Annotated in this window: 21 protein-coding genes and 1 pseudogene; 10 read left to right on the top strand and 12 right to left on the bottom strand. The window is 29.3% G+C overall.

Going from position 1 to position 22817, the window contains the following annotated elements; genetic code table 11:
* Positions 1-271 precede the first annotated feature (271 nt).
* Together AB1J10_RS12315 and AB1J10_RS12310 are read left to right on the top strand one after the other, a co-directional pair.
* Entirely contained in the window at positions 272-949 is a 678-nt protein-coding gene (locus tag AB1J10_RS12315) for a transglycosylase family protein (protein ID WP_053025666.1), read from the top strand.
* A 599-nt stretch (positions 950-1548) separates the two neighbouring features.
* Positions 1549-2160, top strand: a complete 612-nt coding sequence (locus AB1J10_RS12310) for a recombinase family protein (RefSeq protein WP_069844429.1) — start codon at positions 1549-1551, stop codon at positions 2158-2160.
* A gap of 152 nt (positions 2161-2312) precedes the next feature.
* Here AB1J10_RS12310 and AB1J10_RS12305 read toward each other — a convergent pair whose 3' ends face one another.
* From AB1J10_RS12305 to AB1J10_RS12290, 4 genes are all read right to left on the bottom strand, one after another.
* Entirely contained in the window at positions 2313-3920 is a 1608-nt protein-coding gene (locus AB1J10_RS12305; RefSeq protein WP_069819293.1) for an ABC transporter permease, read from the bottom strand.
* 25 nt (positions 3921-3945) lie between these two features.
* Positions 3946-4827, bottom strand: coding sequence for an ABC transporter ATP-binding protein (locus AB1J10_RS12300; RefSeq protein WP_056935283.1), 882 nt, complete (start codon positions 4825-4827; stop codon positions 3946-3948).
* A 51-nt stretch (positions 4828-4878) separates the two neighbouring features.
* Positions 4879-5457, bottom strand: a complete 579-nt coding sequence (locus tag AB1J10_RS12295) for a TetR/AcrR family transcriptional regulator (RefSeq protein WP_237282938.1) — start codon at positions 5455-5457, stop codon at positions 4879-4881.
* 204 nt (positions 5458-5661) lie between these two features.
* The gene (locus AB1J10_RS12290) at positions 5662-6426 is read right to left on the bottom strand and encodes a DUF536 domain-containing protein (protein ID WP_369003133.1); all 765 of its coding nucleotides are present in this window, start codon (positions 6424-6426) and stop codon (positions 5662-5664) included.
* 446 nt (positions 6427-6872) lie between these two features.
* Here AB1J10_RS12290 and AB1J10_RS12285 point away from each other — a divergent pair, with 446 nt between their 5' ends.
* Both AB1J10_RS12285 and AB1J10_RS12280 read left to right on the top strand, forming a co-directional pair.
* The gene (locus tag AB1J10_RS12285; protein ID WP_369003132.1) at positions 6873-7811 is read left to right on the top strand and encodes a replication initiator protein A; all 939 of its coding nucleotides are present in this window, start codon (positions 6873-6875) and stop codon (positions 7809-7811) included.
* A 16-nt stretch (positions 7812-7827) separates the two neighbouring features.
* A pseudogene (locus AB1J10_RS12280) lies at positions 7828-8129 on the top strand (protein rep); the annotation flags it as partial.
* Between the two features lie 703 nt (positions 8130-8832).
* Here AB1J10_RS12280 and AB1J10_RS12275 read toward each other — a convergent pair.
* Together AB1J10_RS12275 and AB1J10_RS12270 are read right to left on the bottom strand one after the other, a co-directional pair.
* Positions 8833-10455 carry a BCCT family transporter gene (locus AB1J10_RS12275; RefSeq protein ID WP_241956872.1) on the bottom strand — a complete coding sequence of 541 codons (1623 nt, stop codon included), beginning with the start codon at positions 10453-10455 and terminating at the stop codon, positions 8833-8835.
* 351 nt (positions 10456-10806) lie between these two features.
* Positions 10807-11826: a hypothetical protein gene (locus tag AB1J10_RS12270; protein ID WP_241497264.1), complete on the bottom strand. Its 1020-nt coding sequence runs from the start codon at positions 11824-11826 to the stop codon at positions 10807-10809.
* A gap of 178 nt (positions 11827-12004) precedes the next feature.
* Here AB1J10_RS12270 and AB1J10_RS12265 point away from each other — a divergent pair, with 178 nt between their 5' ends.
* From AB1J10_RS12265 to AB1J10_RS12250, 4 genes are all read left to right on the top strand, one after another.
* A complete protein-coding gene (locus AB1J10_RS12265) occupies positions 12005-13054 on the top strand; it encodes an ABC transporter permease (protein WP_064210025.1) in 1050 nt (349 codons plus the stop codon).
* Between the two features lie 15 nt (positions 13055-13069).
* On the top strand, positions 13070-13732 hold the full coding sequence (locus AB1J10_RS12260) for an ABC transporter ATP-binding protein (protein ID WP_011867771.1): 663 nt from the start codon (positions 13070-13072) through the stop codon (positions 13730-13732).
* A 1646-nt stretch (positions 13733-15378) separates the two neighbouring features.
* Positions 15379-15798, top strand: coding sequence for a plasmid mobilization protein (locus AB1J10_RS12255; protein WP_107384571.1), 420 nt, complete (start codon positions 15379-15381; stop codon positions 15796-15798).
* 182 nt (positions 15799-15980) lie between these two features.
* A complete protein-coding gene (locus AB1J10_RS12250) occupies positions 15981-16175 on the top strand; it encodes a hypothetical protein (RefSeq protein ID WP_064209983.1) in 195 nt (64 codons plus the stop codon).
* A 1538-nt stretch (positions 16176-17713) separates the two neighbouring features.
* Here AB1J10_RS12250 and AB1J10_RS12245 read toward each other — a convergent pair.
* Both AB1J10_RS12245 and AB1J10_RS12240 read right to left on the bottom strand, forming a co-directional pair.
* On the bottom strand, positions 17714-17980 hold the full coding sequence (locus tag AB1J10_RS12245; RefSeq protein ID WP_064209984.1) for a Txe/YoeB family addiction module toxin: 267 nt from the start codon (positions 17978-17980) through the stop codon (positions 17714-17716).
* A complete protein-coding gene (locus AB1J10_RS12240; RefSeq protein WP_064209985.1) occupies positions 17981-18238 on the bottom strand; it encodes a type II toxin-antitoxin system Phd/YefM family antitoxin in 258 nt (85 codons plus the stop codon).
* Positions 18239-18440: 202 nt separating this feature from the next.
* Here AB1J10_RS12240 and AB1J10_RS12235 point away from each other — a divergent pair, with 202 nt between their 5' ends.
* Both AB1J10_RS12235 and AB1J10_RS12230 read left to right on the top strand, forming a co-directional pair.
* On the top strand, positions 18441-18536 hold the full coding sequence (locus AB1J10_RS12235) for a type I toxin-antitoxin system Fst family toxin (protein WP_081338801.1): 96 nt from the start codon (positions 18441-18443) through the stop codon (positions 18534-18536).
* A gap of 384 nt (positions 18537-18920) precedes the next feature.
* Positions 18921-19958, top strand: coding sequence for a 2,3-butanediol dehydrogenase (locus AB1J10_RS12230; protein ID WP_019467783.1), 1038 nt, complete (start codon positions 18921-18923; stop codon positions 19956-19958).
* A gap of 135 nt (positions 19959-20093) precedes the next feature.
* Here AB1J10_RS12230 and AB1J10_RS12225 read toward each other — a convergent pair whose 3' ends face one another.
* From AB1J10_RS12225 to AB1J10_RS12650, 4 genes are all read right to left on the bottom strand, one after another.
* On the bottom strand, positions 20094-20468 hold the full coding sequence (locus tag AB1J10_RS12225) for a hypothetical protein (protein ID WP_019467784.1): 375 nt from the start codon (positions 20466-20468) through the stop codon (positions 20094-20096).
* A 7-nt stretch (positions 20469-20475) separates the two neighbouring features.
* Entirely contained in the window at positions 20476-21000 is a 525-nt protein-coding gene (locus AB1J10_RS12220) for an acyl-CoA thioesterase (RefSeq protein WP_011304038.1), read from the bottom strand.
* A gap of 109 nt (positions 21001-21109) precedes the next feature.
* Positions 21110-21997, bottom strand: coding sequence for a cidABC operon transcriptional activator CidR (gene cidR / locus AB1J10_RS12215; protein ID WP_369003131.1), 888 nt, complete (start codon positions 21995-21997; stop codon positions 21110-21112).
* Between the two features lie 86 nt (positions 21998-22083).
* Positions 22084-22278 carry a hypothetical protein gene (locus AB1J10_RS12650; RefSeq protein ID WP_438829991.1) on the bottom strand — a complete coding sequence of 65 codons (195 nt, stop codon included), beginning with the start codon at positions 22276-22278 and terminating at the stop codon, positions 22084-22086.
* Positions 22279-22817 lie beyond the last annotated feature (539 nt).

Genomic DNA, 22817 nt, shown 5'->3' with positions numbered 1-22817 from the left:
ATTTTTTTCTAAATTGAAATCTCATTATTGTTTCCTAAATTAATATTTTTTAGTAATTATATCTACAAGGATATTTTGGGGAAAATGGTTTATATTTATGTAATCTAAATATTCGGGGCAAATAGCTCATACATCTTCTTTAAATGTAAAAAAATGATAATACTTTTTAACTTCATTGTAACCTAAAATAGTTTAAAAAATGTTAGAGTGGGATACGTTATTGTGGTGAAATTAATAAATTAAAAAGTTAACCTTTAGGAGGAATTAAATAATGAAAAAAACAATTCTTACTTCAACATTAGCAGTAAGTTTAGGTATAACAGGATTTGCAGCAGATAATTCAGCTGATGCATCTGAACAAAATGTAGACCAAGCTAAATTAGTAAATTTAGTTCAAAATAACCCAGAGCAATTAAATGAATCTCCAATACAAAAAGGGTCATATAATTATGATTTCATTCAAAATGGAGTTTCATATCATTTTGAATCAGATGGTGTAAATTTTAGTTGGAGCTATAATGGTTACAATAATACAACTGCTGAAATAAACAATGATGGACAACAAGAAGTTTCAAAAAGTGAACAACCAGTACAACAACAAGCACCACAAACTAAAGAAACTCAACAGCCCCAACAACAAGCAACTACAAATATTTCAACACAATCATCACAAAACTCAAATGAAGCTTCAAGTGGTTCATCAGTAGAAGTAAACGATCACTTGAAACTAATTGCTCAACGCGAATCAGGTGGCGATATCACAGCCATCAACCCTTCTTCAGGAGCAGCAGGTAAATATCAATTCTTACAAACAACTTGGGATTCAGTAGCCCCAGCAGAATATGTAGGTGTTTCACCAGCTTCAGCACCTGAACATGTCCAAGATGCGGCTGCTCAAAAATTATATAATGAAGTTGGCCCTTCACAGTGGGTAACTGCATATATGTAATTACTTTTATTTCATGCTAATTGCTAATATTGTTTTATTTATAAAAAAATCAAATTTTAATTATTCCCTATAAGTAATGAAATGCTCTCCATATTCTAATGGAGAGCATTTATTTATATAATATCATATATAAAAATTAAATCAGTTACTTTATGGGAGAAAGTAATACTTTTTAAATAAACAACAATAGCTCTTAATAAGTCTTATTGAGCTTATTAAGAGCTATTACTAATTTAACCTTAAAGTTGTAAGGAGTTAATTCTATAAGAAGGAGATGAAACTTCTGTATTTAATAATTATAGCAAAAACATATGATTGTTCCAATTCATCTATTTAACGATGATACTGCCTCCCTTAATAATATTAAGTTCAACCAATCAGGAAATTTGATATTTTAACGCTAGTCTTTTCTCGTTTATTAGATAAAGATATTTTAGTATATCCAGTTAATTGATAGAAAAGAGGAGCCAATATACTAAGAAATATTAGTTCATAACATGTTATTTTTGGGTACACCCTAATCATACAAAGTAAGTTGTTGAAATTATCGCAACTAAAACGTATGATTAGGGTGTGTATTAATTATGGAGTGAAAATAAATGATTATAGGTTATGCGAGAGTATCTTCGATAGATCAAAATTTAGAAAGACAGTTGGAAAATTTAAAAACGTTTGGCGTAGAGAAAATCTTTACAGAGAAGCAATCAGGCAAATCAGTTGAAAATAGACCTGTATTTCAAGAAGCCCTTAATTTTGTAAGAATGGGAGATCGATTCGTTGTGGAGTCTATTGATCGTTTAGGACGTAACTATGATGAAATTATTGAAACAGTGGGTTATTTAAAAGAAAAAGACGTTCAGCTAATGATAACTAGTTTACCTATGATGAATGAAGTGATTGATAATCCATTGTTAGATAAGTTTATGAAAGATTTAATCGTTCAAATCCTGGCAATGGTTTCAGAACAAGAGAGAAATGAAAGTAAACGTCGACAAGCTCAAGGTATTCAAGTCGCAAAAGACAAAGGTGTATATAAAGGCCGTCCTTTACTTTATTCACCGAATGCGAAAGATCCTCAAAAACGTGTTATCTATCATCGAGTTGTCGAAATGTTAGAAGAAGGACAAGCAATTAGTAAGATTGCGAAAGAAGTTAATATTACAAGACAGACAGTTTATAGAATTAAAAATGATAAGGGATTATCTTGGTAAATGGGTTGTCAATGCAAATGAGCGTTTCTCACAGCGTCCCATAATACATGTTAATCATGTATTATGAGATTTTAATAATAAGACAAGAAAAAGAGAGAGCGTTTTTGCCCTCTCTTTTTTTCTATATTTTTTCTCAATAACGAACCTTAATTTCACCCAATTAAATCTCGTTTTTTATATCCAATATAGCCTAAAATTATAAATACAATGCTAATCATAGATAGAATGACAAAACTGAAGATATCAAAATTTTCTTTTGGCATTTGTGGGAGCCAATTCAATATAGCTGTTTTTGAAAGCCATTCAGGTAAGTCTAAAGTACCTCCAAAATAATTGAGTGCAAAAGTATATCCAAGATAAGCATAAGCTATTTTTCCAAGTTTGGGTGCCCACCCGAATGCAAGAGTAGCAAGACTAGTGAAAAATAATATAGCAGGTAAAAAATTATATCCAGCTGCAAGGAAATCAATAAGCTGCATTTCCCCATGACCTTCCATCACGTTTATTGCTGTCACACCTAGGCTAAGTGAAGCCACTAAAACACCTAATACGCTACTAAAAAATGCTAAACCAATATTAGTCCAATATATTCTACTACGCGTCACTTTAGTAGGGTATATTTGGCTAAGATGAAGTTTATTTTCTTCTGAAAATAATTTGTTAACAATTACAATCGGCAATATAGCAACTAAACTAACCATAACCACCATAATCGTGCTCGTAAATGATGTTTCAATAGAAACATTTGAAGTAGAAAACATTTGTTTCATCATTTCGTTACTTTCTAAGAAAGTCTGCATGTCTCCATAAATTGATCCATAAGCAATGCCCATAACCATAAATGCAACTAACCAACTGATGATAATACTTTGATTAATTTTGCATAATAAACCACGGATAGATAATAATGACTTTTTGGCATTCCTCTTTCCTTTTTTTTCAGGAATATAGCTATCTCCCATATCGCGTGCGCCTTCAAGCATAAATGCAATAATAACTACTATGATACTAAATATAAAAGCAATGGCAATCGGAAGCCAATTATTATCTGTAAAAGGGTAAGTGAGATATGTCCAACCAAGAGGATTAAAAATAGACAACTCAATGTTGGATACATCTGTGCCAGCACGGATAATATATAGCAAACCTACAATACCAAGAGACAATCCAATGGCAGATGATGAGGTTGGCATGATTTGAGAGACAACGAGAGCAATGCTTGCACCCATTACTCCTGCCATTCCAATTGTTATTCCAAAAAGCAGGGCACCTTGAAGAGAAATCGTTTCTGCATTAAAACTCACCATTACTGCAGAAATAAACATCGCTATTAAGCCATTAATTAACACTATTTCTATTATTGTAGCAAGTGAATTTGCTTGTCGACCTATTTGAAACGAGCGTACTAATTCCGTAAGCCCCAATTCTTCTTCCTTACGTGTATGTCCAATTATATGCAATATAGAGACTATCATCGCAAAAAGTCCACAAAATAATAACATTTCATGTGCATACATGGCGCCTAAAGTATAATCTGTTGCTGTCTCAATTGGTGTGGGACCTACCATAGAAATCATTGCAGGGTTTTGTAATGTTTCAAACATACCAATTAACCCTTTCCCTTGTGCTATCTCTTTAAAAGCTGGAACAAATCCTGCTGAAAACAAACCAATACTTAAAATCCATATAATCATTTTTTTCCAATCAAGCTTTAGATAATGCAAAAACAGTGTGTTCCAACCAGAAAATTTTTCATGCATATGAACTCAACCTCCTTTCCATTATTTAGCCTTCATAATGACGTATAAATAAATCTTCAAGTGTAGGTGGTGTAGATTCAAGTTTTTTAACACCCAATTTAACTGCTTCGCTTAGAATAGAATTAAGGTGTTTATTATCAGCAGAAAATGTCGCTTGATTATTGCTTTGTTTAAAATCAAATACGCCTTGTATTTCTGATAATTTAGCTACATCTTCTTCTGTTTCGATCATCAGCGTTGAACGAGTTAAATGACGTAATTCATCGAGTGTTCCAGTTTCTACGATTTCTCCTTGTCTAATAATAGCAACTCTATCTGCTAGACGTTCCACCTCACTTAAAATATGTGAGGATAGCAAAATAGATTTTCCAGTTGCTTTAATTTTTTCAACTTCTTCTTGAAATGTTACTTCCATTAATGGATCAAGGCCAGAGGTCGGTTCATCAAAGATGTATAAGTCGGAATCAACTGATAATGCTGCAATCAAACCAACTTTTTGACGGTTACCTTTTGAATATCCTTTAGACTTTTTCTTAGGATCTAGTTCAAAACGTTTAATTAACTCATCTCGTTTTTCTGTGTCTCCACTACCATGTAATTTCATGAATAAATCGATAATTTCTCCACCCGTCAAATTACCCCATAATGCAATATCCCCTGGAACATAAGATATTCTTTTATGAATTTTAAGACTTTCTTTCCATACATCTTTTCCGAATATTTCTACCTCACCTGCATCTCGTTTAATAACTCCTAATAGTGTACGCAAAGTAGTAGATTTTCCTGCACCATTAGGACCAATAAACCCTAAAACTTCACCTTTATTAACTGTAAAAGACACATCATTTAAAGCCTTGAAATCACCAAAGTTCTTTTGTAATCCTGTAATTTTCACAACTTCCCTCATAATAGTGAAGCCCCCTTTTGTAGTACTCGTTTCTTTTTTTAATACTTCCTTTTACTTATAAAAACTATTCTTTAATATTTGAGCGTAATCATGCCACTCTTTGAGATACTGATTACCAAAATCGGAAATATTTTCAAAAGATTTTATTTGTTGAAGTCCCTTTTCTCCAAAACCGGACATTGTCCAATTAAGAATTTCAATTGCTTTTTCGATATCAATATCATCACGAAATTTAGAATAGTCGATGTTAGCAAATATTTTTTGTCGTCCATTTTCATATATATGGTCAACTTTTTTCTCAATAATAGCTTTTACTTCTAATGATTCTTCTTGAATAGAATGTTTTAGAAAATCAAATATTTCAGGATGCTTTTGTTGAACATATAATTTTTGTAAACCAATATTCTCAATCCTATTAAATAAATCCTTCTCACTTAAATCAATTTCTCTATACATATTCTCTAAAATTTGTGTACTATAATTAATTAAATAAATATAGAGGTCTTTTTTACTATTAAAATAATTAAATAATGATCCCTTGGAAATATTCGCTTTTTTAACAATTTCATTTGTAGATGCCTTGTCAAAACCATTTTTCACAAATTCTTTGATTGATGAGTTAATAATCATTTTTTGTTTGTTCGTTTTCAAGTTATTAAATATAGTGTTAATAAAAATGCCTCCTTTTCATTCAAAATGACTACTTCGGTCATTTGGAGTTTACATCATATGACCAAAGTAGTCAATTTTTTTACATAATCGATGATTATCAGAAGTTCTCACTATAAAAAAGGCACTAAAAGATTATAATCTTTTAGTGCCTAATTAATTATATTAGCTACCAAACAAACGACTCCAAAAGCCTTTTTTAGGTTGTTTTTCTTCCATCTCTTCATCTTCACTATCTATTTCTTTAAATTGTGTATCGTCTTTTGTGGATGGTTTTTCGTTGATGTTCTCATCCTCTTTTTCTTCAGAGATATCTCTATGCTGTACCCCTATGGGCTGTTCCTTTTCTGGTTGCTGATTAAAATCTTTAGTTTCTTCGGTAAACTTTGCTTCTTGCGCCTTAACATTTTGTCTATCATTAGAAGATGTATCAAAGGAATAATTAAGCTGTCTTTCTTCCTCTAATTGATTTTCTAGTTTTTGAATTTTTTTATTACTTTCTAAAGCCAATATTTGTTGATTTTCCAATAGTTTGTTTAATGTATTAACATTGCTATTTTGCTGATCTAATTGCTTTGTTAGGTTCTCAATATATTTTTCGTCATTTTCAGCTCGGGTTTTAAAGATTTCTATTTGTTTTTCTAATTCGTTTACTTTTGTTTTTAATGTCTCAGAAGTACCTAAATTACTATACTCCACATTTTTAACTTCGGAAGTATTTTCATTAGGTATTTCTTTTTTAACTGTTTCCTGCTTTTCTATGGTACTTTCTTTTTTTGTTATTTTTTCTATAATTTTCAAACAATCATTATCACTAATGTAATTAATACCATTTTCTTTTGAAAAAGTAATATTTAAATTTTTAGCATTATTAACAATAGTTTGTTTAGTTACATTCAGTTCATCAGCAAGTATTTTAATAGTTTTCATACAAATCATCCTTAGGTACTAAATTAGGTACCTAAATTTTACCACCTAACAATAAATTTTTCATCTTTTACTACATAATTTGACTACCTAATTTAGTGCCTAAGCACCTAATTAGGTACCTACAAACTGTTTTGCTAATTAATTAGGCACTAAATAAACCTGTTCTAAGATTTTTAGGTACTTAATATTATCCTAACGATTTTTAAAACGCTTTATATGCGTATTTAAAAGTGTTAATATTACTTTATGAAAATTAAAAGAGCCAATGCTATTGGCGTAGCATCGGCTCTTGGTAATAAAACGATTCGCATTCGTTTGTTTATATATTTTTTTGATACTTGTATTATATATATCTAATCATCTAAGTGCAAGCACAAAACATGTAACTTACGTAAAAATTGTTTTATTACCTCAACTTCTAAATAAATGGAAATGAGGTTTTTATTATGCCAAATTTTGAGAAATATAATTTATCTCAAGTGAAAACTGAAAGATTCTATCAATTACCTAAATACTTATTTGAAGATGCATATTTCAAGAAAATGTCAGCAGAGGCCAAAATTATGTATGCATTATTAAAGGATCGTTTTGAATTATCTATACAAAATGAATGGGTAGATAAAAATAATAATATTTATTTTATTTTTAGTAACAAGCATTTGTGTGAATACTTAGGCTACGCTGAGCAAAAAATCATAAAATTAAAAAAGGAACTAGTGAAATTTAACTTACTTACTCAAGAGCGAGTGGGACTTAATAAGCCTAATAGATTATATCTATTAAAGCCAAATTATAATAATGAAATCAGTCATAGCAAGGAACTTCCAAATTCACAGTTCCAAAACAATGAATTTGGAAGTTCTGGAACTGTGAATTCGGAAGTTCTTGAACAGTTGAATTCACAGTCTAATGATACTGAATTTAGTAATACTGATTATATAGAGACTGAGAACAATGATACGAATGATTTGAATGATACATCTAACAATATGTCTACAAATGCTCATTCGAATCATACAAATCATCAACAAACTGAATTTAATAATGATGCCTTAAAATTCCAAGTGCTTGAAGAATTGCCACAACAAATCAAAGATTACTTAAGTAATTTTGAAATTAGAGAAATTCGTATTATTAAAAGTGTTTTACTTAAAGGGAAAAAATCATTTAATAACGCCCATGATACATATTATCGTTTAGAAGACGTGGAGTTCGAACTTGTCAGCGTCTTAAAACGCTTTAAAGCGATGTTGCTACAAAAGCATGAAACCGTTGAAGCTATGCAAGGTTATTTGATGCAATCGATTAAAGCTGAACTAGAAGAGATACATGCGCTTAATATGCGTCGTCAAAATATGCCTAAGTACAATATCTTTAACGAATAATTCAAATGAGCTTACAGCAATCAAAGAGATCTCAAAATATTCGATTAAGTCGTCTGATTTTTTAACTGATGATGACGAAAAAATCAAGAAATCGTAAATGATTTGGAAAAAGGTTTAGACCGAAAACATATATTGAGTTAGGGTGGATTGCTAAAACAAAAACATAAAATTTTAAATTTAGACGATGCCGAAGATGGTAATTTGATTAATACAAGTGACGAAGATAAAACAACAGACGAAGAAGAAAAAGCACATTCAATTACGGCAATTTGGAATTTTGAAAAACAAAATTATTACTTGAAAAATTTGAAACGTTAGCTTAAAAGCTAGCGTTTTTTTATGCTTTTTGCCCTTGCGGGAACTATAGCATTCAACCGGCATGGTTGACCAGTTTACATGCACAAAAATAATTTTTGTGCGTAACTGGGCAGTGTCTAAAAAATTAGTCACTGGTTTTGCTCAAATTTTTGCTTTTGGAAATAGTATATATTTATTTGGCTCATATTTACGTTTTAAGAGCTTATATAAGTTTTTAGGCATAAAACTATATGAATTACCCCTAAATCTTTAAAATGCCCCCTTAAAATTCAAAATAAAGGTATTTAAAATTTTAAAAATAAAAAAGCTACTAGCAAAAAACTAGTAGCTTAAATCTTAGTTAAATTTTGATGTAGTATTAATTTTTATATCTGTGCTGCAACACCGATTACTTAAAACTAAGATTAAAAATCGACATAACACTATCCCTTTCTACAAAAAAAGACACTTGTTTCCTTGAGTGAAGGTACAACTGTCTCTAGTTCTCCCTAATAATTATCAACTTAAAAAGCATTATAAATCTTTTGTGTAAACGTTATCAAAAACAGTTAGAACCAAAAAATACTAGTATTTTTTTATTGATCTAGTTTTAATATTTTTCTAAATAATAATTGGGGCTGAAACACATATGTGTTTCAGCCTCGAAAGAATTAATTGTGAAAACTTCTGATAATTCAAATTTAGCATATAAGATTATTGTGAATCAATCGTTTTTAATATTTTTCCTTCTGTTTATCATTTCACTTTCAAAGTCTTCAGATTGTGAGTTTATATATTCTTTGAGTCTGTGCTTGTTAGGTGATAATGTTAAACCTAAAAACTTACGTTCTTGGTTGGCATCTTTATAGAAACTAACCATCATACAAAGCACGATGATAGAGAATGGTAAGGCAGTCATGATTGCCATATTTTGTAGCGCATTTAATCCATTATCTCCACCTGAGAATAGTAAAATAAATGCAATCAATGCTTGTGCAATTCCCCAGATGACTTTAACTATTACGGATGGGTTTAATGAACCAAATGTTGTTTGCATTCCTAATACGAATGTCGCTGAATCGGCTGACGTAATAAAGAATGTTGCGATTAATAGCAACGTTACAATGGATAACACAAAGCCTAATGGCACCTCATTAAACACACCAAATAATGCAGTTTCTGGAGGCATATCAAATATTTTAGGTGTTTTTTTCGCAGTTTCGATACCTAGAACACCAAATGCTGCAAACCAAACTAAACTTACAAGTACTGGGGCTAACAGAACACCAGATACGAACTCTCTAATTGAGCGTCCTTTAGATACACGTGCAATAAATATACCAACAAATGGACTCCAACTAATCCACCAAGCTAATTGGAAGAACGTCCATGATTTCATCCATTCATTTTTTTGTGGATCTAATGGTGCTGTATCAAACATGTTAAATAGTAACGTATTTAAATACTCACCTGTTGAACTTGTTAGCATATTTAAAATAAGAACAGTTGGTCCTACAATAAAAACAAATAGCAATATGATGCCTGCTAATCCAATATTTGCGTTACTTAAATATTGGATACCACGGCTTAAACCTGACCATGCACTTGTTAAAAATAATATTGTAACAATCAGTATAATAATACCTTGCGTCACAATATTATTCGGAATATCAAATAGGTAGTTTAGACCACCTGCGATTTGCATAGCGCCTAAACCTAGTGATACTGCTACCCCGCCAATTGTGGCAAAGACAGAAACAACATCAATAATTGTTCCTAAGAGGCCATCAACTTTATTTCCGAAAATTGGACGTAATGTTTTTGAAATTAATGCAGGTTCATTTTTTCTAAATTGGAAGTAAGCTAACGCTAACGCTACAACACCATATACTGCCCATGCATGGAAGCCCCATTGCATAAATGCACCTCTTAAAGCTTCTTTATAGGCAGTTGCTGATTGAGGATCACCTGAGGGTGGTGAAACAAAATGACTAATCGGTTCAGCTGCTCCCCAGAATACTAAACCAATTCCCATTCCAGCGCTAAATAACATCGCAAACCATGAAATTGTATTAAATTCGGGTTTATCTTCTGGTTTACCCAATTTTAATTTTCCGATTGGACTAAATATCAAGAAGACACAGAAGAATATCATTAACGCAACAATAACCATATAATACCAACCAAAGTATTCAGTAATCCAACCAGTAATATTTGTCCCTATTTCATTAAACTGATTTGGAAATATTGCACCTAACAATACGACGATTGCGGTAATAATAATACTATAGGTAAAAACAGAAGAGAATTTTTTCCCATTAGCATTATTTTGTTTATTTTCCAAAATGAAAACCTCCTATTTTAAGTATTACAATATAAAAAGTAATGAATTGCTTTGTATAATATACAAATTATTATAAATTAAATTGGAGTGAAATCCTAGGTATCTTATGAAGAATAGGATATTAATTACTGTGTTGTTTATAGTGTTTTACTGCTCTGTAATTCATATAAAAACAAAGTACTTTTATTTAATATATTTCAAATTATCGGAAATGGATACGCTAAAGAATAAATCTAAGTATACAGAGCTACTATTGTTTTTCATTTTTATTGAATTCTTTAAACTTTAAATAATTTATAGTAAGATTTTTGGTTACTATTGTAATATGTTACTAATATTGCAAATGAATAAAAGTTATAATTTTTTATAATCATCTGATGTAAGTTCATCATGCAAATCATTCATCGAATCTTCGTCACTGGATGTAGATACTTCTTCTGTTGTGTCATCTTTAACAAGTCTATTGTTTTCTAAATTATAATTTTTATATCCTTTATAATTATAATATACATCAGGATCATTATATTCACTCGTTCTAGTCACTTTCACTGCTGTAATCAATGTAATTTTTGTTGGTTCAATTTTAGAAGCAGGTGAAACCTTTTCACCCTCTTCTTTGTCATCATCAAAGTAATCATCACTTGATACATCATAATCAACTTTATAGTAATTATCTATGTTTTCAGTCTTATATTTAGTGTATTTACTACTATTATATTCATCTTTAATAAGTTTATTATTTCTATCAAGCGTCTCAGAAATATTTTCAAGTTTATTTAGTTCGGGCAGGTCATTAGCTTCTATTGTATAAGTTTTCTTACCTTTAAATGAGCTTGAACCATTATTATTTATATCATCTATTAAATCTTGCGGAATAGTCAATTTGATACTATCACCATTTTTCAAATTACCATTATTAGGAACTGTAAATTCATAATTTGAGAGAGATAAATTAGACAAGTTTTTAGGAGCGTCTTTAGTTATTAAATTAAGTGATCCAGAACCATTCACGCCGGTAAATTTAGGATTGAAACCTTCAATCAAATCTTTTGCAGATAATTCTTTAGGTTTCTTTAAACCATGCACTTTAAATTCTTTTGTAAACTCTTTTGCTTTTAATTTAAATTCTTTAGATGTCCCTTTTTCGAGTTTTAATTGTACTTTAACTTTATCTCCATTTGATAAATTTTCATTATTGTAAATATTAAAATTGACATTATCCATGATTTTAGAAGCATGTCTCATTTGCTGAAGTTCATCATAATTTAGATTTTCTTCTTCTATATCTTCATCCTCATTGTTCTCTATCATTCTTATAATTTCTTTATTTTTAAAATTAGATTGCTTTAATGCACGTATGTAAAGTTTATTCATTACTTTATCATAAGATTTATCTGTAATCTCAGCAAACATATAATTTAATATATGGTTTTTAATCAGATTAATATAATTTTATTTTAAAAGTAAAAATGAAATTTTGATATATTTGATTAGTGCGCAATTAGATGTACAATAATACCATTAAGAAAAATTAAATTTACAGGAGGTATACATGTTTTTAGCTTGGAATGAAATCAAAAGAAATAAATTGAAATTCAGCTTAATTATTGGTGTACTGATTATGATTAGTTATTTACTTTTTTTACTTTCTGGTTTGGCAAATGGTCTTATAAATATGAATAAAGAAGGCATAGACAAATGGGAATCAGATGCAATTATTCTCAACAAAGATGCAAACCAAACAGTTGAGCAATCTATCTTTGATAAAAATAAATTATTTGATAAATATGAAGAACAGACTACACTTAAACAAACAGGTGTAATTGCTTCTAATAGTAAGCAAGAAGAAAATGTCTTACTATTTGGAGTTACAGCTGATTCCTTTTTAGTACCTAATATTATTGAAGGAAGTAATTTTAAAAACAATAATGAAGTAGTGGCAGATGCTACATTGAAAGATAAAGGGTTTCATGTTGGTGATCAATTAACTTTATCCCAATCAGATGAAAAATTGAAAATAGTAGGTTTTAGTGAAAGTGCTAAATACAACGCCTCTCCTGTCTTATTTTCTAATAACAAAACAATAGAAAAAATTAATCCTACTCTTACAAACGATAAGACAAATGCTATAGTCGTCAAAGATAGTAATTGGGCTAATAAAAATCTAGATGATGAATTAGAGGTAATAAATATTGATAAATTCGTAGAAAACTTACCAGGTTATCAAGCTCAAAATCTGACATTAAACTTTATGATCACATTCTTATTTGTTATATCTGCTACTGTAATTGGCATATTTTTATATGTAATCACACTTCAAAAAACAAATTTATTTGGAGTGCTTAAAGCACAAGGTTTCACTAATAGGTATTTAGCAAAAGTAGTATTAGCACAAACTTTTATCCTATCACTCATTGGAACATTAATTGGTTTAGGTTTAACACTAATTACAAGTATCTTTTTACCTAATGCAGTACCAGTGATGTTTAATTTCTTAACACTGATTGTATTTGGAATTGTGCTTATTTTAATTTCACTCATAGGGAGCTTGTTTTCTATATTAACAATTAGAAAAATTGATCCATTAAAAGCCATAGGATAGATTGGAGTATAATAAATGCTAGAATTTAAAGATGTAACTAAATTTTTTAAAGATGGTAATCAAACTATTGAAGCTGTGAAACCGACAAATTTAAAATTTCATAAAAATGAACTTATTGCCATTGTTGGTCCTTCAGGGTCTGGTAAAAGTACTTTTCTAACTATAGCTGGGGCTTTACAAACACCTAGTTCAGGAGAAGTGCTTATTAACAACAAACCTGTAACTAGAATGAAGCAAAAACAATTAGCACATACTAGAATGGAAAAAATTGGTTTTATTTTACAAGCAACAAATTTAGTTCCTTTTTTAAGCGTTAAACAGCAGTTTAAATTATTAAAAAAACAAAAGAAAGATATTTTAACTGATGAAGATTACAAAAATATGATGACCCAGTTGGGATTAAATGACTTAGAGCGTAAATTACCAAGTGAAATATCTGGTGGACAAAAACAAAGAGTTGCTATCGCAAAAGCTCTCTATACAAATCCTTCTATAATATTGGCGGATGAGCCTACTGCTTCACTTGATACTGACAATGCTATGGAAGTTATGAAAATATTACAAGAACAGACTAAAAATAGAAATAAAACTTGTATTATAGTCACTCATGACGAAAGGCTAACTGCTTATTGTGATAAAATTTATCATATGAACGATGGAATACTCACTTTGAAATAAATGAATAGAACATTTTTAAATGTAATGAATAGACATTATTTAACATAATTCATGGCTATTATAAGTCGTGTTAAAAAGAGACTCCTTATTGAAAAAGGAGTCTCTTAATTGTTTCAAAATTAAATTTTGTTATAATAACGAACGAATGTTAAAAACACAAAAAGCATCCCAAAAACTAATATGAGATGCTTCATATAGTAATATTTTATATTAAAAACTAAAATCTGTTAGTAAAATATTTATTAACATTAATTGCTCAGGAACAGTATTTTGAGAAACTTCAGGATGGGTAGTTATATTATCATCATTCATATTTAATATATTAAAATATTTATTATCTAACCGAATAATTTCATTATAATATTTTTTTGAGTTCTCACTACAAATAACGAATTTAGCAGATTGGTTATTTTCTTTTACGCTAGAATTTATTGTTGGAATGGGCTTTGTGTTAGCTAATTTATTAGCGAGTTGGTGGGACTTGAATTACGATTAATCCCAAGAAAGTACCAACTCAACAACACAAAATAGCCTTGTTGGTTCCAACCAATAAAGCAATTGAAATAAAGCAATAACGTTGTTGTGGTTTTCGATTTTTGAAACGAGTGGAAAACGAGTTTCTTCTTGTCTTGATAATGGGGAGATGGATTTAATCCATTTTAAAATTCTAGCATGGAATCTAATATTGATAATAGAACTTATCGTTTCATTATTTCAGTTAACCGTAATGGTTTTAAAGGTAGTAAAATGTTATAATATAGATGTATTGAAGGAGGAGTGGCGACTCCTCCTAAAAAGTTAATTTAGTTTATTAACGCTTTAATTAGTGATGTAATAGCTCTTAACAGATTGATTAATGCTGTTAGGAGCTTTATTTTTTACTCTTTTAGACATTCATCATTATACCTCTTTTAACAAATATGACTGCAACCTAATCATACTTTTGCTATATCTTCATTTCATTAACAATATGTTCACCTACTACTATATTACCAATTGAACCATTTTGAGTTTATAATTCACTTTCTCGAAGTCTTTTTTTAATTCTATAAATTTCATTTTATTAATGAATGTTTATTTAACTTTTACATTAATACCAAACTAAGACTTACTCATTGTAGGTTGTAAATTATTTAAATCGTTTGTTAAATTTACAGGGAATCCAAAAGGAATCCCGGATAACAGGATAAGGAGGAACAATGCCATTGCCATGGCACCCAGCATAGCTGGGGTTCTCTAAACTTATCCTTAAAGACTCTGAACGCTGATATTACAGTATTTCTGAATCGTATTTAATGACGGACACAAAGGAATCCATGAAATTTTACATGGCATTTTCTTTGGAAAATAGCAATGCTTCTATCCTTTGGGGCGCAAGGGATTTCACACTAGGGAATCTAAAGATTCCCTAGAGATTCCCTAAAGGATTCCCTGTTTCCCTTCTAAATTAATCAATATTTCATTCTATAATTTATTAGTAATTACTAAGTTTAATATGATACGATAAAACTAAGTAATTGCTAAGTCAACAACTTGTTAAAATAGATAAGTATTTGCTTAGTTTATTTTTGTGAAATATTGAGTGATTACTAACCATGTTATCGAGTGAATAAATGAGTAATTACTTAGTTATGGAGGGGTCAAAAATGACTAATAAAAGTCATAGAAAAGCTAAAACAATCAATATCAATTTGACTGAAGAAGAATATAAAAAAGTAAAAGCGTTAGCAGAAGATAGGGATTTAAACCCAACAGCTTATACACGGCTTGCGGCATTAGGTAATCGTATCAAACCTACAGTTGTCTATAACACAGATGAGCATACTGAACAGTTAAAAAAAGAAAAACAAACACTTGAAATGGCTTTAAAGACAAGCGTACCAAAAGAAGATGTTGAACTTTTAGAAGCACAATGTGAAAGTTATAAAACTTATATTGATACGTTTAAGCAGTTCTTACAGTATGTACAAGAAGATGCGGAATATATTAATTTGAATGGATACAAGAGAGATGAACAATTAAAAGAAGAGATGAAAGATGCTATTAAATCCTTTTTTGAAAACTGATTTAATTTTTCAAAGATATAAAACATACGAATATAATTATATTACATTTTGAAATTTTCGTTCTCATCCACACGATTAAAACCGTGGGCTTTCTCACTCGCTAAATTCTGTAATCTTCGCTAGTTATAAATTCGCTTATTTTAGATGAAGATGACGAAAAAAGAGCTAGTAATTCTATTTCTATGACTGATTTAGATAACGCAGCAAGTGAAAGTACAGACATTTCAAATACTGATATTGAAAATTTTAAAAATGATATTCAAGAAGGACTAAAAGCTCAGCAAAAACAACTTAATCATTTTAGTACTGACAAAATTTATGAATTAACATCAATAAATAGTAAGACTGGAATCAGATCAAACGACAAACCAAAATAGGAAGGATCACTTTATTATGGTAGCGCCTAGAAAAATTAAACAAATAGAAGATATATAAAAGAAACTAAATCAGTTATATAAAAACATTAACTTTGAAGAATTGAATTATGGAGAAGTTAAAATTGATAAAAACTCAAACTTTATATTAGATAAAGAAGATTATCTATCACAAAAAACTACTGAGAAAATGCTCAATTCATAAAACAATTAATCAATGAAGATGATACAAACAAATCAATAACTAATGACAATAACAATAAAGATAACCAAATAAATGAAGATGTAAATACATTTATTTAAACATTAAGTGTTCGCTTAAAATATTTAACTGAACACTTTTTTATTCTGGTACCGTTAATGTATAAACATAAGTTACTGCATAAAAATAATTTCAAAGGTTAATTTAAGATGAATAAATTATGGAAATAATACATGTTAAGTATTTCACAAATAGTCGTTAATTTAAATAAAATACATAAAATCCAGACTCCTTTAGGGAGTCTATAACGACTCTAAAGAGTCCTCGTTTTTAAACCTCTTGCGGGACAAGGGATATGCCGTTCGGTAAATGCTCGTAAAAATGCCATGTAAAAATACACAAACTCTATTGTTACCGCGTTATAAATTATTATATAAATTCTGTTATACCAGCGTTTACAGTGTTTAAGGATAAGTTAAGAGAACCCCAGCTATGCTGGGTGCCATGGCAATGGCATCGTTCCTCCTTATCCTGTTATCAGGGAGTCTAAAAGGAGTCGCTGATATATTTAATAGGTAAGAATAAACAATATAAGTTGTTCTATTAATTACCGTTAATATAATGTTATAAGTTTTATATTAATAAACTTTAATCATCTTAATTGAGTTCGTTTATTAATAAACAAGCAATTAATGTATATAAAATGTGACGCTAATTAAGAACGTTAGATATACTTTAATAAATCAAATAACTACATTTTTATTTTTGATTTATTAAATGCAATTAAACTTAGTTATAAGTTAATGCAGGAGGTTTAGTTTTTGAAATACTAATTAAATGTTATAAAAAAGAGGAATCTATACATAATATAAATTCCTCTAAAGATATTTGAAATATACTTTATTAACTTAATGCATCTTTTATATCACTTGTAAGTAAAAGAGAACTATATTAATAGTTCCCTAAATAATTTCATCAATCCGTTTCATTTGTTTTACTGCATCATTTTTAAAATTAACACTCATATATGAATTGAAACCACTTTTTATTTTTCCGATTATAGCATGTGGTTCTGTTATATTTATTTTATCCAAGCAATTTAGTAATGATATATAATCAAATACATCAATATGATTAATTAATCTTTCATATCTTAAATTTCGATTTATTATTTACTAAGTGATTATTTAGTAATAAAGACCAAAAAAATAACCATTCCCAACTTTTAACCGAGTAGGTAGGATGGTTATTCATTAATTTACTGAAAAGCCATCGTGTATTACATAAATCCCAATATGCTATTTATAATATATAACCCATAACTAAAAATTAGCTGCTTTTATTCATAATGTGACCATGCAGAAAGGATAAAAACTTTCTTATCATCTTCATCAACTGTGTAAACAACTCTATGTTGATGATTTATTCTTCTTGAATAGCGCCCTAAGTGTTTAGGTTGCAACTTTTCAAAAGATTGGCTCGGAAAATAAGGGTCTTCTTTTAACGTGTCTACAATTTTTAAGAATTGTGTTTTCAACTGTGATTGTTTAATTTTCTTTAAATCAGATTTTGCTGAATTTTTAATAGAAATACTGTAATTATCCATTTAGAGGTTATCCCAGTCTAAATCATCAACGTTAGTGTAGCCACTGTTATCCTTTTCACGCTCTCGTACTTTATCCATAGTCCCTGTTGTTTCAAGATATAACGTTTCTTGAATACTATCCCAATCTTTCTGACTTATGATTACGGCGTTATTTTCACTCTTAGAACTGCTTATAATAACGGGTTCGTGGCTATCATTAACTTGTTTAAGTAGTTCATAGAATTCTTTTCTAGCATTAGTAGGCGTTTTAATATTCATTATTAGTCACGTCCTTTCTTTATTTTATATTATAACGTACTTAAAAACGTACGTAAAGTTATGGCCTATAATGGGGTATAAGTTTGATTTTTACATAATTCAACTTATCGGAAGTTATCTGTAACTCAATGATTAGAAATGATATAATACAAAGGTCGTCGTTCACTTCTGTGCTGTATTTAGCATGGAAGGAGGTGACATCATGTTCAGTACACTATTTGTAACTATTATAGCTCCTATCGTAGTAGGAATTATACTCACATTATTTTCTTATTGGCTAAATAATCGTGAGAAGTAGTTTAGCGACGACATATAGCTAATACACCAAAAAGAGCCCGATAACTATTCGCAGTAGTTATCGGGCTCGGTGTTTATCATGTTAGCACACTATTTGTTATCTAAATTATAACATCATAGTGGATAGGAATGCAAAATTAAGATCTATATAGTAGGATAAAATAATAAAAAGAGTATTATAGGATTACTAATAATCGTTTTCTTTTCTTTTTTATTTATTTTTAGTGAAACGATAAATATATTAATATGTATTTAGATATTTTTAATTTTAAGTACACTTTATTCATATAATAATTTAGAAACAATATATTAAAAGATTAATTTATTTGAAAACAGCTTTTAAAAGGAATACTATTAAATTAACTAAATCAAGGAGGTTTTATCAATGAAAGCAGCAGTTTGGTATGGCCAAAAAGATGTACGAGTTGAAGACCGGAAATCTAAAGAGTTACAAGAGAACGAAGTGAAAGTTAAAGTGTCTTGGGCTGGCATTTGTGGTACAGACTTACATGAATACTTAGAGGGACCCATATTTATTTCAACAGATAAACCAGACCCTTTTCTTGGTCAAAAAGCGCCTGTTACATTAGGCCATGAATTTGCGGGCGTAGTAGATGATATTGGTTCTAAGGTTACACAGTTTAATAAAGGCGATCGTGTTGTCATTAATCCTACAGTTTCAAATCGTAAAAAAGAAGAAGATATTGATCTTTATGATGGTTATTCATTTATAGGCTTAGGTTCTGATGGTGGATTTGCAGAATTTACGAATGCCCCAGAAGAGAACGTTTATAAGTTACCAGATAACGTTTCTGATAAAGAAGGCGCCCTTGTAGAGCCAACTGCTGTTGCAGTTCAAGCAATCAAAGAAGGTGAAGTTCTATTTGGAGATACAGTTGCTATTTTTGGTGCAGGGCCAATCGGTTTATTAACAGTAATAGCTGCCAAAGCTGCAGGTGCAAGTAAGATATTTGTTTTTGATTTATCGGAAGAAAGATTGAATAAAGCTAAAGCAATAGGTGCTACTCATACTATAAATTCTGGTGAATCAAACCCAAGTGATGTTATTAATAAACATACAGATAATGGCGTGGATGTAGCATTTGAGGTAGCTGGTGTAGCGCCAACACTTAAATCTGCTATAGACGTTACTAGAGCAAGAGGTACTGTTGTTATAGTGTCTATATTTGGTCATCCTATTGAATGGAACCCAATGCAATTAACTAATACAGGTGTAAAACTTACTTCAACGATTGCTTATACACCTACTACATTTCAACAAACAATAGATTTAATTAATGAAGGTAATTTAAAAGTGAAAGATGTTATTACTGATGAGATAGAGCTAGATGATATTGTGGAGTCAGGATTTGAAAAACTCGTAAACGATAAATCACAAGCAAAAATTCTCGTTAAGTTATAAAAATTAATAAAAGAGCCTCTCTAATTTAGGGAAGCTCTTTTATTAGCTAAAATATAGTTTGATTTAGTCAAGAAATTTGTGAGTTTTTATAATTCTTTTTATAATTCTTTAATCTAAGGATTGTTAATAAAGTTATTATTTAATAATTGTATTTTTAAATACAAAACTAGGTTCGGCACCTAAAATGATAAGAAATATTTGTGAGTATTTCACATTTTGGAATTTTAACATCATATCTTTAAAAATTACAAAATTACTATCTTTTTTAACTTTTTTAACTTCTTGTTCATATAATTTTAAAACAGATTCTCTTATTAAAGTTGGTCGCTTATTTTGAATAATTTCACGGTTATCTGAAAACATAAGTAATCCTAAATATTTATAATGGATACTTAATTGTCTTGTCAAACTAGCTATATATTCTAACTTTTCATACATATTAGGAAACTTGTTTTTTAATTTTTTCAAATCTAACTTAACTTGGTTTAATTCTTCCATTTCATTAATCATTTTATCACTACTCCAATTCCCATGGTTTATTGATATCAAGAGACTCAATTATATTTTTAGTTTGTGATCTTTTAATTTTTCGCATTTTAGCTCTTTCTTCGCCATCCATAAATAATAATTTTTCTTCTTTGGACTGAGGAGAGATTTTGGGTACTTTAATTGGTTTTTTCTTTTCATCCAAAGCTACAAAAGTAAGAAAAGCTACAGCAGCAATTTTTCTTTCTGCAGTGATCATATCTTCTGAAATGACTTTACAAAATATTTCCATAGACTTTTCTCCTGTATAAACTACATAAGATTCTATACAAACTGAATCAGATTGGGTGATTGGATATAAAAATTCTACTGAATCTGTAGAAGCTGTAACACATTCTTTAACTCTTGCATGTCTTCTAGCTGAAAGCGTTGCGTTATTATCAATTTTTTTCATCAACACCCCCCCAAATAGGGTATTATAATTGTTTAAATCATTAATTAATACTTGATCCGTACTGACAATTTTACTGTCACTAGGAAATTTATAATTTTCCATAAAAAACTCCCGTTTCTATAATGTTTATGTTCTAATTATAGAGCGAGAGTATATAAATATAAAATATCATTTTTTTATACAGCTATAAATTTCTCAAATACCTTTATATTTAATAGTTAATTAAGAAGTTTTCTTGGAGAAATTTAATCCAATTTTTTGTTAAAGAATCAACTATAATATCTTTTCTCCAAATAATGGCAAGTTCCCATTTCATGGAAGGTTCATTAATATCGATGGTTTTTAAATTATTATCTAATAATTCTAGTATTCCTTCGGGTAATATACATATTCCCAGATTATTTAATAACATTTCTTCTATGAAACTCCATTGGGTGGTTTCAAAAATCATATTAGGATTAAAGCCATAATCTCTACACGTATTTTTGATTTTATCGTTTAAATAGAAATCAGAATTAAATAAAATAAATTCTTGTTCTTTTAAATCTTCTATATTAACCGTTTTTCTTTTAGATAATTTATGATTTTTATGAACGACCAATTTTAATTTTTCTTCTAAAAAAGAGAATGTATTAAAGTTTTTATTATTTGTAGGCAGTACGGTAATCCCCATGTCTAAATCACCATAATATATATCGTTTTCAATTTTTTTACTACCATTTTCAAAAAGTTGAAAAGTTATATTAGGATACATTTCATGAAATTGTGAAATTAAGTTAATTAATATTCTTATATTAATAATAGTAGGTATTCCAATTTTTAAACGTCCTGTTTTTAATTCTAATAAATTACTTAATTCATTAGGGATATTATCATACATTTTAAGCATTTCTTTACATTGAAAAAAGAAAGCTTCTCCTGCGTCAGTTAAGTATATTTGATTTTTATATCTACTAAATAAGATTACTTCCAATTCTTCTTCTAATAATTTAATTGTATTACTAATTGTGGGTTGTGTAATAAAAAGACTAGCTGCTGCTTTGGTCATACTTTTTTGTTTTACAACTTCTACAAAATACTGCATATGTTTAAGTTCCAATAAATTTTCTCCTTTTTTATTATTCTGTATATCGATGAACGACTAAAACCTGTCTGTTCGGAAAATCTCTTCACCTGTAAGTTTTGTTAATCATATAGAAATTTGATTTCTCTTTGCTTGTGATCAGGTAATGAAGTTCTCGCACTTTTGTGGTCTCTTGCTCGTGAAGCTTCTAATCCTTTTTTAGGACTGTCACTTAACAAATTAACTTCGAGTTCAACGAATGTACTCATCGTGGTAAAGAATATCTTGCCGATCGCATCTTTCGTTAATACATTCATATCTATAGTATGAAATCAATACTGTTTTTAGCGAATCACTAAGATAACCCAATCAATTGTTCCGTTGTACGTCCAAAAGGATATAATTTATAGAGAACTAGAATATATCCTTCTCGTAAATAATCCCAAAACTTATCAAGTTCAATTCATTTCATTTTACGGTTACGTGCTTTCTTACTAAAGATACGTTCACAGCCATATTTCTCAAGTGTATCAATCTTTTTTGAACTTTTTCGAGAAACTATTAATGAAATCTAATTCTCGATGCAAATAAACACGTCTGTAAGCGTCTAAAAAACCAAGTTTTTTAAAAATTTCCTTATTTAATTATTAATAGTTTCAAACGTTAATTCATATAAATCTTTATCGTCTAAATTAATGAACTTCCTCAATATTAACTCGATACCTGTTATTTATTTTGTTTCTTAGAGATTTAATTATAATAGATTATATTAATATGCATATTAGTTGTATAACTATTATTTTTATTATTTCTTTAAATTCTTCAAAAGCTTTTTATTAATTGGCATTAAATAATC

The organism is Staphylococcus cohnii species complex 1663 (genome assembly GCF_041008415.1).
Classification (GTDB): Bacteria; Bacillota; Bacilli; order Staphylococcales; family Staphylococcaceae; genus Staphylococcus; species Staphylococcus ureilyticus.
This window is presented reverse-complemented; position numbering and strand designations above follow the sequence as displayed.